The organism is Butyricicoccus pullicaecorum DSM 23266 (genome assembly GCF_900167005.1).
Classification (GTDB): domain Bacteria; phylum Bacillota; class Clostridia; order Oscillospirales; family Butyricicoccaceae; genus Butyricicoccus; species Butyricicoccus pullicaecorum.
In genome coordinates, this window is the sequence record NZ_FUXW01000001.1 from 571,124 (window position 1) to 585,887 (window position 14,764).

Below are 14,764 nucleotides of genomic sequence, written 5' to 3' on the forward strand. Positions count from 1 at the left end.
ATTTGTGCGATCTGCGAGAAATTGCATTGCAAAATTTGGTTACTTTATCATATAATATGCGTGGAGATTACACGTTAAGCAATGTTGTTTTGAAAGGCAGAATGAGTTATGGCACATAAGATCCGAATTGCGTGCCTTGGTACGAGCGACCATCTTTCCCGTGCCGTGGACGCACTTTTGAAAGATGATGTGATTCCGGCAGAAAATATTTTTCTGTCCAAGGCCGATGGCCCGGAGATCGAGCGATTTGCAGCCAACGGCTGTCAGCTGCTCACCGATGACATGAATGCAATCATCAAAGGCGAGGTGGTTTTGATTGCCGCACCGTCTGAGGAGATGGCTGCTGTTCTGGCGCCGGTATGCGGCTGTACGTCGGGACGTTATCTGATCGCTGTCAGCGACCGCGTGAGCGTGTCTGACATTGCCGATCGTATCGCAAAGGGTACGCAGATCATGGCAGTTCAGACTGCACAGCAGGAGGACGGCACACTGCACGGTACGGTAGATTACAGCAAGGGATTTGCGTCGTATATGAAGCTTCCCTGTGAGGATATCGCGCGTGCACTGGTGGATACGCTGACCATTTCGGAATAAAAATAGCATATTGAAAACGAGCTGAGAATACCTTGTTGCATGGGGAAGTACCAATAGGAGGGACAGACCATGAAACGACAGAAGGTTCTCAGCTTTTTTTCACTCCGAATCTTGTGGGACACGCCGCATTTGGTGTTCCTGACCGCTATGCTGCTGTGCGGCGCGCTGGCGGGCAGTTGTACCGGACTGCGCAGCGGACACAGCGAGGGTGCGCTGCTCGAGCAGATCGCGGTACAGATGGTGGAGCAGGCCAGAATCGGGGACGGCAATGTGTGGATGCTGCTGGCGCGGACGATGGCAGGTGCACTGGCATGGCAGGGGGCTGCCATCCTGTGCGGCATGCTGCGCGGTCATAGCCTGCTGCTGTCCGGCCTGTGCGCCGCCAGAGGCTTTCTGCTGTCCTTTGCCGCTGGAGCCTTTCTCAGCACCTTGCAGCTGCGCGGATTGCTGCTGGCGCTGATTACAGGAGGCGTGAGCGCGGTCATGACCGTACCCTGTCTTTTGCTGACCGCGTCCGCCTGTTTTCTGGCAGGGCAGGATGCGCCGAACAATCGCAAAGGATATTGGTATGCGCTGGCACGCTTTCGCAGCGCGATTGCACTCTGCACTTTATTGGCTTGCTGCGGCGCGATTTTGCGCATTCCGATGCTGTTTTTGGCCGCAAAAATCGGGCTTTGAAGATGCTAAAAAAATTTTTCAAAAAAATGAAAAAAAGTGTTGACGAAAGGGGATGTATGCGCTATAATAAATATCGTCGCTGAGAGATACGAACGAAACGACAAAGCAAAAACAACAAAATACAGATGGAGAGTTGGCTGAGTGGTCGAAGGCGCACGATTGGAAATCGTGTGTGCGGTAATCCCGTACCCAGGGTTCAAATCCCTGACTCTCCGCCATTGAAAGCACTGAAACATCTCGTTTCAGTGCTTTTTCTTTTGTTTGACTGGGGTGCTTGGAACCTCACACCTTGACGATAAGCTGCAAAAGGGACTGACTTGCGGGTCAGTCCCTTTTTTATATTTACGATTCGGGTATCAGTCACGGGAGAATTGCAGGCTGCAACAGTGAGGGACTTTTAAAGCAATGCTTCCCACCGCTCCATCTGGTTGCTATGTTCATAAGTGTGTGCGTTTGCAGCCTCACAGATGTCGTAGTAGGCCCAGTGAGATGCCGGCACATCCAAAAAGGTTTTGAGTTCGGCGTGATGGGCGATGAAGTCCCGATCAGCGGAGCGACCCAGCATGCGGTTTAAGATGACGGTTGCCTGTGCGCGGGTCACGAGAAGATTGGGACCAAAGGTTCCGTCGGGGTATCCAGAGATCCAACCGTAATCTGCGGCGCACATGACGCTCTCATAAAACCAATCGTCGGGGGTGACATCGGGAAAGGCGAGTCCTTGTCTGAAGGAAGGCTGTGTAAACTTCGTGGCCATCGTGACAAACTCTGCGCGAGTGATCGGTCGGTCGGGCAGGAATTTGTCGTCACCGATACCGGAAATGATTCCCATAGAAGCTAAGGTGTTGACAGATTTGGCGTACCAGGCATCACTCGGCACATCGATAAAATGGGTTGTCGTCGAAATGTCCTGATTTTTCAAGAGAGAATAGAAGAGCTGAGCGGCCTGTGCACGAGTCAAGGCATCCTCGGGGCCAAACTGATTGCCGGGATAGCCGGACACGTAAGCACCGTGCGCTTGTGTATCCAAGACATCGGATACACCGCTTTGGTCTGGCGTGGGCAGTGTACGTACAGGGACAAATTCAGCAGATATGGTGTGGTTTTTGGATATGGGATCAAAACGGTAGGTTTCCTGTGCGCCGATCGACTTTCCGTCAATCAGGACGGCGCGCAGTCGATAACCTTCCTGTGCACGCATGGTGAATTGCGGGGTAGCGCCGCGCTTCACTTGGATTTTACCGTCAGGGCTGATCGTACCGCCTGACGTGGCCTGTGCGGAGATCACAAAGGTCGTACTCGCGTTGCTTCCGCTGCTGCCAGTGTTACCACTGCTGCTGTTACCGGTGTTGGTGCTGCCGCTGCCACCGCTGGTGGTGGAGTCGGGAAAGGTTTGGGTCACAGTCCCGGTGTAATTGCCCTGAAATTCAATGGTGAATTGGACGTTGTTTTCCTGAGACACTAGTGCGGTGGTATAGTCGGTTCCCGGTTGCAGAATCCAATCGCCATGCTTGATGACGATGCTTTCCGCTTCTGCACGGCTGGAAACCTGAGGAATGGGAAGACGCGTGCCGTCATAGGGGGATACGTTTACAACGACAGGAATGTGCTCTACCATTTGGTAGTCGATTAGGTCACTTGGGACGTAGAATGCCAGATGGGTTTGTTCACCGACATTTCCCACGCGCAGACTGTCATTTTCCCAGAAAAACTGAGATTCAAGCGATACATCGGCCAGATAGTCGCCATAAGTTGCCGATTTCATGTTTGGGGCGAGGTATTCCGGACGAGCGGGATAAATCTCAAAGGAAGCGACCGATTCCAGCCCTGCATATTGAGGGGTTTCCTCTACGATTGACTGAACATACCAGGTGCCTGCATGAACGGGGACTTCTGGCTGGAACGGGCCATCAGGGGAAGGTGCGTAGAAGAATTCAGCAGTGCCGAATGCAGGCTGGGCCTGCGGCTGTGCAGCCGGTTCTCCGTAAGTCCAGCTGTCAATGTGCAGCGGAACCTGCCAGTCATTCTCTCCCGTGACGGTCACCGCAGCATCCAGTTCAGCGGCTCCGTCGGTATAGTGATATGTGATGGTCTGATTGGGGTTGTCCAGCTGTATGCGGTTGTCTTCCAGCACAGCGCCGTTGAGCTGGCTTACCTGATCGGCGTCCATCCAGGGAACGAGATCACTCAGAAGAAAACTGTTTTCACCTGCGGGCAAATCGAATGCAGTGGGACGCTGTTCGGTCAGATCGCAGAAAGGATTGATGTCGTCAGGAATTCTGATTGCAAGCAGTTTGTTTTTTCCGGCATAAATGGTTTCCAGCTTGGGGTTGTTGCTGAGATCGAGAGAAGTCAGCTGATTGTCTGTGCAGTTGAGGTAGGTAAGATTGGTTTGATGCGATAAGTCCAGCGTTTCAATCAAGGTGTGATTCCACAGCAATGTGTCCAGATTTTCGTTGTGGGACAGATCGGCGTGGGTCAGATTTCCGCCCAGAACATGCAGGGTGTGAAGATTGGGATTTTCACTCAGATCTAGCTCTTCCAGCGGACTGCCGCCCCAAGCCAGATAGGTCAGGTTTGGTACGTCGTGCAAGTCCAGCTCGGACAGGTTGGAGTGAAAGCAATAGAGGTGCTCGAGTTCCGGGACATCGCTGAGCGTCAGGGTTTCCAGTCTGGGATTTTCATTGCAGGTCAGCGATTGCAGTGCGGGAAAATCTATGATTTCCAGCTCTACTAGGTCGTTTTCGCTGCAATTTAACTTTTCCAGAGATTGAAACCATTCCAGACCGGTCAAATCCTGGATACCCTGCTTGCGCAGATCCATGTTGGTGACAGCGTCTCGTTCGGATTCAGACAAAAAGCCGTCTTCGTCCGCGTCCTGCTGCTCGACCCAATCTAGAAAAGCCGAATCGGGAAAGGTATCAGAATTGATGGGGACTTGGTCGGATTCCACGGCACTTGCGGCACTGATTCCAGCGGTACTGCACAGTGCGACAAGCAGGATTTTCCAGAATTTCATGTAGAGTTCCTCCTCACAAGTGATAGGTGCAGAACGGTGAAGTCGTTTGCTTGATACGTTCATTATGGAGGAATTGGAGCAGAAAATCGGTTGTCCAGACAACGTGTTTGAAAAAATGAGACTTCGGAGACGGTGGAGTTCATTGACAAATACAGCCGCTTTGATTATAGTGGTTTTGTCAGAAGAACGATTGGAAAGGACCGATCAGAACGTGATAGAGCAGGAGAAAATGCTGGAAATTTTGAAAAAAGGGCTGCTGTTTCGCAATATGGAAGATGACGAAATTATGGAAGCACTGGAAACGATGGGATCGCACCGCAGCGTCTATCCCAAGCGTACTCTAGTGATGCGGGACGGCGACGCGATGACCCAGGTGGGCATCATCCTGTCGGGAAACCTGCACTTATTCCATATAGATGCAAATGGAAACAGCAACCTGATGGAGAACCTGGGCGAAGGGGAGCCGATCGGCTTACTCAACGCTGTCGGAGAATACCGCCTGCATATCTCAGCGGAAACCACAGCCGAGACCGAGATTTTGTTTTTGAATGTCAGTCAGCTGCTGCGGAAGAATGTACTCACAGCACCGGTACAGATTCGCTTTCTGCAAAACCTGACGGTCGCGGTCGCGCAGCAGGCGCATCGCCTGACCCGAAAGCTGGAGGACAGCATCCGTCGTTCGATGAGAGACCGTCTGCAAGATTACCTGTCCGGTCAGTTCCATAAAGCAGGGAAGAGAACCTTTGCCATTCCGCTGAATCGACAGGATTTGGCTGATTTTCTGTTTGTAGACCGCAGCGCGATGTCCAATGAACTGTGTAAAATGCGAGATGAAGGACTTTTAAAATTTGAAAAAAGTAAATTTGAGCTCTTAATTGAGATGCCGATTACCGAAGAGGAACCCGACCCCAATCAATAAAGAAATTTACCCTTCTATATAGATGTGCTCTGGAGAACAACATGCAGTCTCCAGAGCACATTTTTTATGTTCCGTTGTCTGGACAACCGTTTAAAAACGCGGCGAATGGTATAATAGAAACAAGTAGAGAACGCGCTGGTAGAAAGTAAAAGCGCACTTGTAATCATACCGAATGGGCACACAGGAATTGTGTAGGAGGATAAAATGAAACAGAAAAATAATTCGTCGTATACGATATTCGATGCAGCGTATGAGCCAGTGGAAGAAGAAAAAGGCGCAGACCGCACTGCACAAAAAAGCGTGCTGGCAGTTGCGCTGATTCTGGCAGTTTTAGGCTTGGCAATCTTCATTTTCCCCGTGGCAGCAGGCACAGGACTTGCATTTTTGATCACCGTAGGTTTGTTCCTGTATGGGTTATCGCAGAGTATCCTCTATTTCCGCTTGCCAAAGGAGCTGCGCAATAGCTGGGCATTGGCAAATGGAATCCTGCTGCTGATCGCATCGGGTATCCTCCTGACCGGAGCCCTTATGAGCACGGCAGGCGTATTGCAGATGATTATGGCCAGTTCCTTTTTGGTAGGCGTGCTCACGGCATCAATTGGACTGAGTCAGCTTGCAGCAGCATTGTCGGAAGCACCCAAAACACCGGGACGCGGATGGACTGCACTGGGCGGAAGTTTGAATGTGCTCTTGAGTTTGTTTATGTGTGTTAATCCGATTTTCAGCTGGTTTGCACTCGCTACAGTGTGGGGCATTTATCTGATGACAGCCGCAATTGTACTGCTGCTTGGCGTATGGTCAACACGAGTACATGCATAGCCTAGGAGGTTTATGATGAAAAAGCTTGGATATCTCCTGTTCCCCTTGTTGACCTTGGGCGTGGGCGCTTTGGCTGGCTATTTCGCCGCACCGGGCATTGAAACCATATATCCTTTACTGGAAAAGTCATCGCTCACACCGCCGGGATACGTTTTCCCAATCGTCTGGACTGTGCTTTACATCTTGATGGGATTAGGACTTGCCGATGTTGTCAGGAGAAGAGGAGAAGGGTTTGAGACGGCAGTGTTCCTTTGGTCCATGCAGCTCGTGCTGAACTTTTCATGGAGCTTGTTGTTCTTTGGATTTGGCGCGTATTCCGCAGCACTGGCCTGCCTGATCGTCCTATGGATCTTCATTTTTCTGATGATTCTCGCCTTCCATCCGATCAGCCGCTTGGCGGCCAGAATGCAGATACCCTATCTGATCTGGGTTGGCTTTGCAGGATATCTCAACTGGGTGATCTGTCAGCTCAATCCATAAGACAGCAGTTTGGGAAAAGTTAGGTTTGCGCTGATGCCAACCGCATTTCGTCCTATAATTCGTCAGAATAAAACAATACAATCGTACAGGAAAGGTGGATTCTATATGAATTCCAAAATGAATACAGCAAAAAACCGGCAGGACAAAGCCGAGCTGCTGAGTCAAAAAATGACCGAGGCCATGATGGCCGCGCTGAAAACAATCCACAGTGCAGCGTCTCCCGATGAGATGGACGCAGAAAGTCTGAACCGTCAGAGAAAAAGTCAGGAAGTCTTGGGACGGCTGGTATCGCCTCTCATTGGCTTTAGCTGGGAACCATTTGTTCTGGGCGAGATGCCTATGGCTTGGGTGCGTCCAGAACGCGGGCATGACAAGAGCAAAGTGATTCTCTATTGCCATGGCGGCGGATACACGAGCGGCAATCTGGGCTATGCCAGAGTGCTGGCGGCGAAGATGGCCAGCGTGACCGGCTATGAAGTTTTAGCATTTCAGTATCGACTGGCACCCGAAGCGCCATACCCTGCCGCGCTGGAAGATGCACTTGAAGCTTGGGAATACCTCATGCATCAGGGCTGGGGCGCCAAAGATGTGATTGTCGTCGGAGATTCCGCAGGTGGAAATCTTGCGCTGGAGTTGACGCTTACACTCAAGGCAGAGCAACGCTTTTTACCCAGTCGGCTCATTCTCTTTTCACCCTGGACGGATATGACCGCGAGCGGGGACTCTTACATCCAGCGGGAAGCATTAGACCCGATGCTGACCGGAAGCTATATCCAGGCGGTACGCAGTGCGTATGCACCGAATGCAGATTACAGTCAGCCGCAGTTTTCTCCCTTGTTTGCAGAGCTGTCCGGATTGCCGCCGGTTCTGATTCAAGTCGGAGAACGAGAGATTCTTTATTCTGACTCCGAGCGACTGCATAGAGCATTGATCGCAGCAGGTGTTCCAAGCGTTCTGCAAAGCTGGCCGGATATGTGGCATGTATTCCAGATGTTTCCGCTCAAGAGTGCAGGAGAGGCGATGAACGCGATGGCGGAATTTTTGAGACAGCTGGCATAAGCCAGATGTATAAAACAGTATTTGACGCTCCTTCATAAAACCGTTGGTGTATAAAAATAGAACCCGAAGGGATTTCCTTCGGGTTCAGTTTATTGCTTACATATTTAGCGTTTCACCAGAATATCCAATAACAGGTCGGCTGCATGGTCGCCTTTATCCGATGCGTGGTTGAAGTGTGCATAGACCTCACGATATTTGAGAATGGTGCGGATATCGTCCTGCTCAAACAGATCGTTCATTGCTTGATGAAAGCGTGCATTGAGGCGGTTTTCCATTTTTTTGATCTGGACAGCGTGCTCATTGCACTGCGCAGGATTGTGTTCCAGCATACGCAGACAGTCAAGCAGACTTTGGGCCATTTGCAGCAATAGATTTGCCATATCACCAATTGCAGGATCGGGGTTAATGTGATAGATGCGCAACTCCTTGACCGCATACCAGGCATAGTCCAGTACGTCATCGATGGTACCGGACAGGCGGAACAAATCTTCACGATCAATGGGGGTGATAAAGGAGTCGTTAATTGCCGCGATCAGACGGCTGCGCTTACGGTCACCCAGCATCTCGAGTTCCTTGATTTGATCACCGCAGGCCTCCTCAGGATGATTGCAGTATGCGCACAGCAGCTTGACACCGCTGACCGTACATTCGGCTTGTTCGATGAGCAGTGTATAGAAATTGGTTTTTGGTTTTTTGTGTAACATCGTAGAGCCTCCCAACTTATAAAAAGATCAGCCGTAGGACAGCCAGTAGCACAGCGCCGATGGCGCCTGCGATGGGGACGGTAATGATCCAGGAAATGAGAATTTTACCTGCAACGTTCCATTTGACACCTTTATAGCGTTCAGCAGCACCTACACCGATAATGGATGAGCTGACGATCTGACTGGCACTGACCGGTGCGCCAATAACCGATGCGCCCAAGATAACCAGTCCGGAAGATAACTGTGAGGTGAATGAATGGATGGGGCGCACGCGATAGATACCGGTGCCTACGGTTTTGATGATCTTGAGGCCGCCGGTCAGGATGCCGAGTGCCAATGCAAAAGCAGCGCTGCCAATTGCCCAGAGGGGAATCTGTTCAGGTGATGCACCGAAGCAAATACCAATCAGGATCATAAGAATACCAGTTGACTTCTGAGAATCATTGAATGAGTGATTGAAGGCCAGAAAAACCATGTTTACGTATTGTGCATAGCGGAAAAACGGGGCGGCTCGGGAGGACATGCTGCGGCCAAGACGTAGCAGCGCTTTCATCACGAGCCAGCCGACTGCAAAGCTGAGCAGTGGAGTTAGAAAGATCATCAGGACCACGCGCGTCCAAAAGTATCCCCATGACACAGACTGCCAGCCGAAAGCCATGATACCAGCGCCGACAACGCCACCGATGAGTGCGTGGGAGGATGAGGACGGAATGGCGAAGAACCACGTGCTCAGGTTCCAGATAATAGCGGCGATCAGACCGGAGGACAAAAACAATAGTCCGATGGTCTGCGCGTGGGATGCGGTGTAAGCCGCCGGATCGATGAGTTTCTGGATGGTACCGGACACACTTGAGCCAATGATTAGAACGGTGAAAGGTGAGAATAGTTCGACAATGGACGCAAAGAGCAGGGCAGGAGCTGGTTTCATGGAGCGGCTGGCGATCAGTGTCGCTACGACATTGCAGCCGTCACGAAAACCGTTTACGTAAGTGAAACAGAAGACCAATAAGGTCAATATCCAGAAAATTGCATGCAAGGATTTCATCTCCCTTTACGATGATGGAAAAGAACGAAAACGTTTACGATAAAGGGAATAAAAAATACCTGGATGAAATGTACAACCAGGTTTTTCTTTTAGTATAGTCGATTGCATGTGCAATGTCAATCGAATTTTTTGCGAAAGACAAGAAAAAGCGCTCTATACAGGATAAAGAGCGCTTTTAAATTACTTGGAGCGACGGTCGTTGTGCGCGAACATCTTGGACAGGCCGGGATCGCAGCCAAGCTCAAACATTGCCATCTTGGTCAGGAAGTTGGAAAAATTCTTTTTCATGTCAGTCAACCTTTCAATATCTTATTTTTTCTGAGTAATATCATACGATAAATTGAAGAAAAACGCAATCGTAAACGTGTACGAAATATACAATCGAGAGATTGTATATTTGTGGAGAATAGATAAGCAAACTGTGAGGATGAATCAAAAGGATACGGGGATTGTGAAAGGTGACCGAGAATGAAGATGCAATGATTATGAACAGAAAAAAGCCGGACAAATGTCCGGCTTTTTTTAATGCATTTTAGGGTGTAGGTTTAGTAAGCTGTAGTGCAGCACAGGAATGACGCTCGATCAGCGCGGGACGAATCATGTGGTGTGCGTATCCGTCGTTGGATGGTTGCTCAATCAGTGAGACGAGCAGACGCACTGCGGATTCGGCCAGAGCAGATTTGCGCTGATCGATGGTGGACAATGTGATTTTGGGTAGCGCTGCATAGCTGATATTGTCAAAGCCAAGCAGTGAAACGTCTTCCGGGATGCGGATATTAAATTCATCTGCTGCCTGAATGACGCCGAGTGCGAGCGAATCGGTTGCAGCGAAAATCGCAGTACAGGTCAGCCCTTGTGCAAAAAGCTGCTTGCCCAGTTGATAACCGGCCTGAAGTGAAGAACTGTTTTCTGGGTTTTCTATCACGTTGAGGGTCAAACCGCGCTGTTCCATTGCACGAAGGAAACCGTGATAGCGCAGCTGGTGGGTAATACTGGACGGGCGGAAACCAAGATAGGTGATATCCCGATGACCTAGCTCGAGCAGATATTCAGCAGCCATGCGCCCGCCGGCGCGATTATCCACACTGACGGCGTTGACACAATATTCATCTTCATCAGAGATGGATGCCCCCAGAAGCACCGAAGGGATGGTCTTGTGGTATTCGTGCAGGCAGGCACGCGCCTCGTTGCGTGAGCTGCCTAGAATGATGCCGTCGACCTGATGACTGATCAGGAAGTCCATAAGTTCCCCGATGTTATTTTCGTAGTGGATGCTATTACACAGCATAACGTTATAATGCATTTGCCGTGCAAATGTTTCGATTTCGAGCGCAAGTTCTGCATAAAATGGGTTAGTGATGTCCGGAACAACCAAACCGATGACGTTGGTTTTGCTGCAGGTCAGGCTGCGTGCAAGTGCGTTGGTACGGTAGCCCTCCTGTTTGCAGATTTCCAGAATTCGTTTGCGGGTCTGTTCGCTGACCTCGCTGGAACCGCTGAGTGCGCGGGAAATGGTTGCGTAGGATACTCCTGCGATGCGTGCGATGTCTTTGATGGTGACACGTTTCATCTCCCGAATCCTCCTATCAAATTTTTCTTAACATTATGATACTGAAAAACGCGGAAAAATACAAGTTTTTTGGGAGAAGAAATCGGGAAAGAACGATTATTTGAAAAATGTATCGCGATATGCGCAGACTTCTGCGGTGGAAGCACGGAGTGGGCCGGGAGATTCCATTTTGAGGGACACTGCAGCAGTGGCGAAGAGCAGGGCATCGGGGATAGGGATATTTTGAACACGTTGTGCTAGATATGCACCGAATACGGTGTCGCCGCGACCGGTACGGCCGGAAAGATTGCGCGCTTTGACTGGACAGGTGTAGAAGTGGGTACCGTCATAGACCAGCATTTCCTGGTTGTGAGAGATCAGGATTTCCTTTGCACCCCAGTCGTGTAGGATCTGGGCGGCTTTGCGTCGGTCATCGGTGCCGGTCAGGATCTCAGCTTCAGCTGCGTCGGTTTTGAGGAAATCAAAGTCGGACAAATGCTCTTTTTTAACCTTCCAGTCGTGAAAATTCATCTGGCCATCCTCGTTATGGCGTAAAAATCCCTGAATATCAGCTGAAAGCATACCGCGTTTTTTCAGTCCGTCCAGCAGTTCCAACGGAAAATCGCCGTAGAGCAGTCCTGCTAGGTGATAGAGCTTGCAGTCGATTGTGGGAATATCAGACAGCGGAATGGAATCGGATTGTGCTAGACATTCGGCTTTTCTGCGTTCCCGATCGGCTGTAAAGTAGGTATTGCGCATAAGCGTAGTCTTTCGTGAGGGGAGCAGCGCGATGTGGTCGGTGTCCAAATCAAAAGCATCTAGGATATCGGGATCGTTGGGACTGATCTTGACAGAAGCGTACACGTTTGCACCGGCAGAACGCGCGGCGTAAGTGCAAAAATAGACTGCGCCACCGATTTCCTCGACAACTTGGCCGGTGTAATCGATGTTGATGTCGCGTGTTGCGGGACCAATAAACATAAGATCATACTTCATAGTGCTTCCATCCTTTCGAAAATGCATTACGAAATCGTTTTCGTAAATCATATTACGATAAAACCAAGTATAGCAGGGTGAGGAAAGAAAATCTATTGTATGATTCGCACAAAAAAGAAAGAACTAAATCGAACAAAACGTAGGAAATGTAAAAACTCGTTGACAGGAAAACAACCTAGTGATAAGATTTGATTAAAGATGTTGGAAACGTTTACGGAAAGCGGAAAAGCAAAAAGGAGGGTAGTTGTGAAGATTCAGGCGGTATTTTTTGATATCGGCGGAACAATTCACGTCCAGGATGCCACACCGGAACAAGATGTCCGATATGCTAGTCTGGTGCATGAGCTTCTGGAAGAACATGGCATAGAGGCGGGAACACCGCATGATTTACTGCAAAAGATAGACTGCGGCGCTAAAAAGTACAAAAAATATGTAGAAGAACATCTGGTAGAACTGCCGGGAGAGCAGATTTGGACAGAGTATATGCTGCCAGGTGTACCGGGATTAGAACCCATCAGTGAGCAGCTGAGTTTTCTGTTTGACCGCTGTCGCAAACAGATTACGCCGCGTAAAGGTTTGCATGAAATGCTGGAGACGCTTCAAGCACAGGGTTATCAGCTCGGAGTCATTTCTAACATTATGAGTCGGACGTTTGTGCCGCGTATTCTGGAAGAATACGGGATTGCAGAATACTTTCAGACGCTCACGCTTAGCAGTGAATGCGGTATCCGTAAGCCGCGTCGGGAAATCTTTGATCTGGCACTAAAAGAAGCTGGAGTTGACAGACAGGCTGCATGCTATGTAGGGGACACGATCTCACGCGATGTGCGCGGTGCCCGATGGGCTGAGTGGCCGCTGATGATCCAGATTGATAATCCGCGCACCTATCATAAGGATCAGGCATTTCGGGACGCAGGATTCGAGCCCGATGTGCGGATTCAGAATTTGATGGAAATCATTCCTATTTTGCAGGACGATCACAAAAAAAGATATCACTTGACCTAACATGTGGATCGGTCAGGAAAGGGGAGGATATTGATGAGAACAAATGCGGAGATTCAAAGCTATTCAAAATCCAAACGGATCAAGAATCAGATTTTGGAGGTTGTGACCAATCCGTACAACGTTATTGTACTGATCGCGATTGCCCTTTTGACCTATCTGATTGTGCTGCCGCTGCTGGACATGATCTCAACCACCTTTGTACTGGCGCAGCGTGATGCACGCTCGGCAGGCGGCACGACCGGCGAATTCACTCTTTACTATTGGCACCGCCTGCTGGCCAGCGAGTTGACAGGTAAGCTGCTGCTCCAGCCGCTACTCAATTCGCTGCTGATCGGTGTTTGCGTTTCGGTTCTGGCGATTACGCTCGGTTCGGTGCTTGCATGGCTTATGGTTCGCACCGACCTGCCGTTTAAAAAGTTTTTCTCGCTTGCAGTTATTATCCCGTACATGATTCCTTCCTGGTGTAAGTCGCAGGCGTGGCTGACCATGTTCAAGACCGAACGTATCGGTGGCGCACCTGGATTTTTGACCAGCTTGGGTGTTAACGTTCCGGAATGGCTGGCATACGGCCCGGTCGCTATCATTTTGGTGCTTTCGCTGCACTATTACGCATACGCATATCTGCTGGTTTCGGCAGCGCTCAATTCGATCAACTCCGAACTTGAGGAGATGGGCGAGATTCAGGGCGCAGGCAAAATGATGATCCTGCGCAAGATCACTTTCCCGCTCGTACTGCCTGCCATGTTGTCGGCAGTCATCCTGACATTCTCCAAGGCGATTGGTACCTTTGGTGTTATCAATTACTTGGGCAATCCGGTCAACTTTGTGACCCTGTCCAGCCAGCTCTATATGAATAACAAGTCACAGAACACCGAAACCGCGTTTGCAATGGCACTTATCCTCATTTGTATCGCATCGATTTCGGTCTTTATGAACCAGAAGTTGATCGGTTCGCGTAAATCCTACGCAACCATCGGCGGCAAGGGCGGACGCTCGACCGAAATCCGTTTGGGTATGCATAAGCCCATTATTACGATCGTACTCATTCTGTTCTTTATCGTCGGTATTATGATGCCTATTCTGCTGCTCATTCTGGAGTCCTTTATGCTCCGTGAAGGCAGCTATGCACTGTCCAACTTCACCCTGCACTATTGGATTGGTGACCCGGATCCGACCATTATGGAAGGTCTGCCTGGTATCTTTAAGAATGATGACTTTATCAACGCACTGCTTAACTCGATCAAGCTTACCTTCGTTACCGGTATTCTCGGTACGATCTTCGGCCAGATTCTAGGCTATATCTGTGCAAAGGGTCGCGGAAAGCTGCACGGCAAAATCGTAGAACAGCTGGTATTCATCCCGTACCTGATTCCGTCGGTCGCATTCGGCGGTATCTTCCTCTCGATGTTCTCCACGCCCCAGACCATCTTTGGTGTGACCATTATTCCGTCGCTGTATGGTACATTCGCTCTGATTTCGCTGACTTCGGTTATCAAGCACCTGCCGTTTGCATCGCGTGCCGGTACGAGCAACATGCTCCAGATCAGCGGCGAGCTGGAAGAGGCAGCTTCCATCGTGGGCGCAGGCTTCTTCAAACGCTTTGCACGCATCGTATTCCCGCTGTCCAAGGGCGGTTTCATTTCGGGCTTCATGCTGATCTTCGTATCGATCATGAAGGAACTCGACCTAATTATCCTGATTATGACCCCCAAGACCACAACGCTACCGTATCTGGCATTCCAGTACGCCAACGGCAACTCGCCTCAGGCATCGGATTGCGTCGCGATTGTTATGTTCTCCATCGTATTTTTGGTTTACGCGATTGCGAACATCTTCGGTGATGCTGACCTGGCAAAGAGCATGGGCGGCTGATGACCGGACACAAGTACAATGACAGGCA

Annotated in this window: 13 protein-coding genes and 1 tRNA gene; 9 read left to right on the forward strand and 5 right to left on the reverse strand. The window is 50.0% G+C overall.

Features of this window, described 5'->3' with window-relative positions; translation table 11 throughout:
- Window positions 1-108 precede the first annotated feature (108 nt).
- The 3 genes from B5D52_RS02910 (at window position 109) to B5D52_RS02920 (ending at window position 1,490) form a co-directional block, all read left to right on the forward strand.
- Complete coding sequence (locus tag B5D52_RS02910) at window positions 109-594, forward strand: hypothetical protein (RefSeq protein WP_016147437.1); 486 nt, start codon at window positions 109-111, stop codon at window positions 592-594.
- 69 nt (window positions 595-663) lie between these two features.
- Window positions 664-1,272, forward strand: a complete 609-nt coding sequence (locus B5D52_RS02915; RefSeq protein WP_016147436.1) for a hypothetical protein — start codon at window positions 664-666, stop codon at window positions 1,270-1,272.
- A gap of 127 nt (window positions 1,273-1,399) precedes the next feature.
- Window positions 1,400-1,490, forward strand: a tRNA-Ser gene (locus B5D52_RS02920).
- 179 nt (window positions 1,491-1,669) lie between these two features.
- On the opposite strand, the gene B5D52_RS02925 is transcribed toward B5D52_RS02920, so the two are convergent.
- Window positions 1,670-4,288, reverse strand: coding sequence for an S-layer homology domain-containing protein (locus B5D52_RS02925; protein ID WP_016147435.1), 2,619 nt, complete (start codon window positions 4,286-4,288; stop codon window positions 1,670-1,672).
- A 268-nt stretch (window positions 4,289-4,556) separates the two neighbouring features.
- Between B5D52_RS02925 and B5D52_RS02930 the strand changes: the two genes are divergently transcribed.
- From B5D52_RS02930 to B5D52_RS02945, 4 genes are all read left to right on the forward strand, one after another.
- The gene (locus B5D52_RS02930; protein ID WP_207637495.1) at window positions 4,557-5,207 is read left to right on the forward strand and encodes a Crp/Fnr family transcriptional regulator; all 651 of its coding nucleotides are present in this window, start codon (window positions 4,557-4,559) and stop codon (window positions 5,205-5,207) included.
- A gap of 204 nt (window positions 5,208-5,411) precedes the next feature.
- Entirely contained in the window at window positions 5,412-6,026 is a 615-nt protein-coding gene (locus B5D52_RS02935; protein ID WP_016147433.1) for an HdeD family acid-resistance protein, read from the forward strand.
- A 12-nt stretch (window positions 6,027-6,038) separates the two neighbouring features.
- Complete coding sequence (locus B5D52_RS02940; RefSeq protein WP_242825624.1) at window positions 6,039-6,506, forward strand: TspO/MBR family protein; 468 nt, start codon at window positions 6,039-6,041, stop codon at window positions 6,504-6,506.
- 105 nt (window positions 6,507-6,611) lie between these two features.
- Window positions 6,612-7,565, forward strand: coding sequence for an alpha/beta hydrolase (locus B5D52_RS02945; protein ID WP_016147431.1), 954 nt, complete (start codon window positions 6,612-6,614; stop codon window positions 7,563-7,565).
- A 104-nt stretch (window positions 7,566-7,669) separates the two neighbouring features.
- Here the strand turns inward: B5D52_RS02945 and B5D52_RS02950 are convergent, their stop codons facing one another.
- From B5D52_RS02950 to B5D52_RS02965, 4 genes are all read right to left on the reverse strand, one after another.
- Window positions 7,670-8,269 carry a DUF47 domain-containing protein gene (locus B5D52_RS02950; RefSeq protein ID WP_016147430.1) on the reverse strand — a complete coding sequence of 200 codons (600 nt, stop codon included), beginning with the start codon at window positions 8,267-8,269 and terminating at the stop codon, window positions 7,670-7,672.
- A gap of 16 nt (window positions 8,270-8,285) precedes the next feature.
- Window positions 8,286-9,314 carry an inorganic phosphate transporter gene (locus tag B5D52_RS02955; protein WP_040332518.1) on the reverse strand — a complete coding sequence of 343 codons (1,029 nt, stop codon included), beginning with the start codon at window positions 9,312-9,314 and terminating at the stop codon, window positions 8,286-8,288.
- Between the two features lie 532 nt (window positions 9,315-9,846).
- Window positions 9,847-10,884, reverse strand: coding sequence for a LacI family DNA-binding transcriptional regulator (locus tag B5D52_RS02960; protein WP_016147427.1), 1,038 nt, complete (start codon window positions 10,882-10,884; stop codon window positions 9,847-9,849).
- A gap of 96 nt (window positions 10,885-10,980) precedes the next feature.
- On the reverse strand, window positions 10,981-11,859 hold the full coding sequence (locus B5D52_RS02965) for a PfkB family carbohydrate kinase (RefSeq protein WP_016147426.1): 879 nt from the start codon (window positions 11,857-11,859) through the stop codon (window positions 10,981-10,983).
- Between the two features lie 246 nt (window positions 11,860-12,105).
- Between B5D52_RS02965 and B5D52_RS02970 the strand changes: the two genes are divergently transcribed.
- Complete coding sequence (locus B5D52_RS02970; protein WP_016147425.1) at window positions 12,106-12,864, forward strand: HAD family hydrolase; 759 nt, start codon at window positions 12,106-12,108, stop codon at window positions 12,862-12,864.
- Between the two features lie 33 nt (window positions 12,865-12,897).
- Entirely contained in the window at window positions 12,898-14,736 is a 1,839-nt protein-coding gene (locus B5D52_RS02975; RefSeq protein ID WP_016147424.1) for an ABC transporter permease, read from the forward strand.
- The last annotated feature ends 28 nt before the right edge of the window (window positions 14,737-14,764 follow it).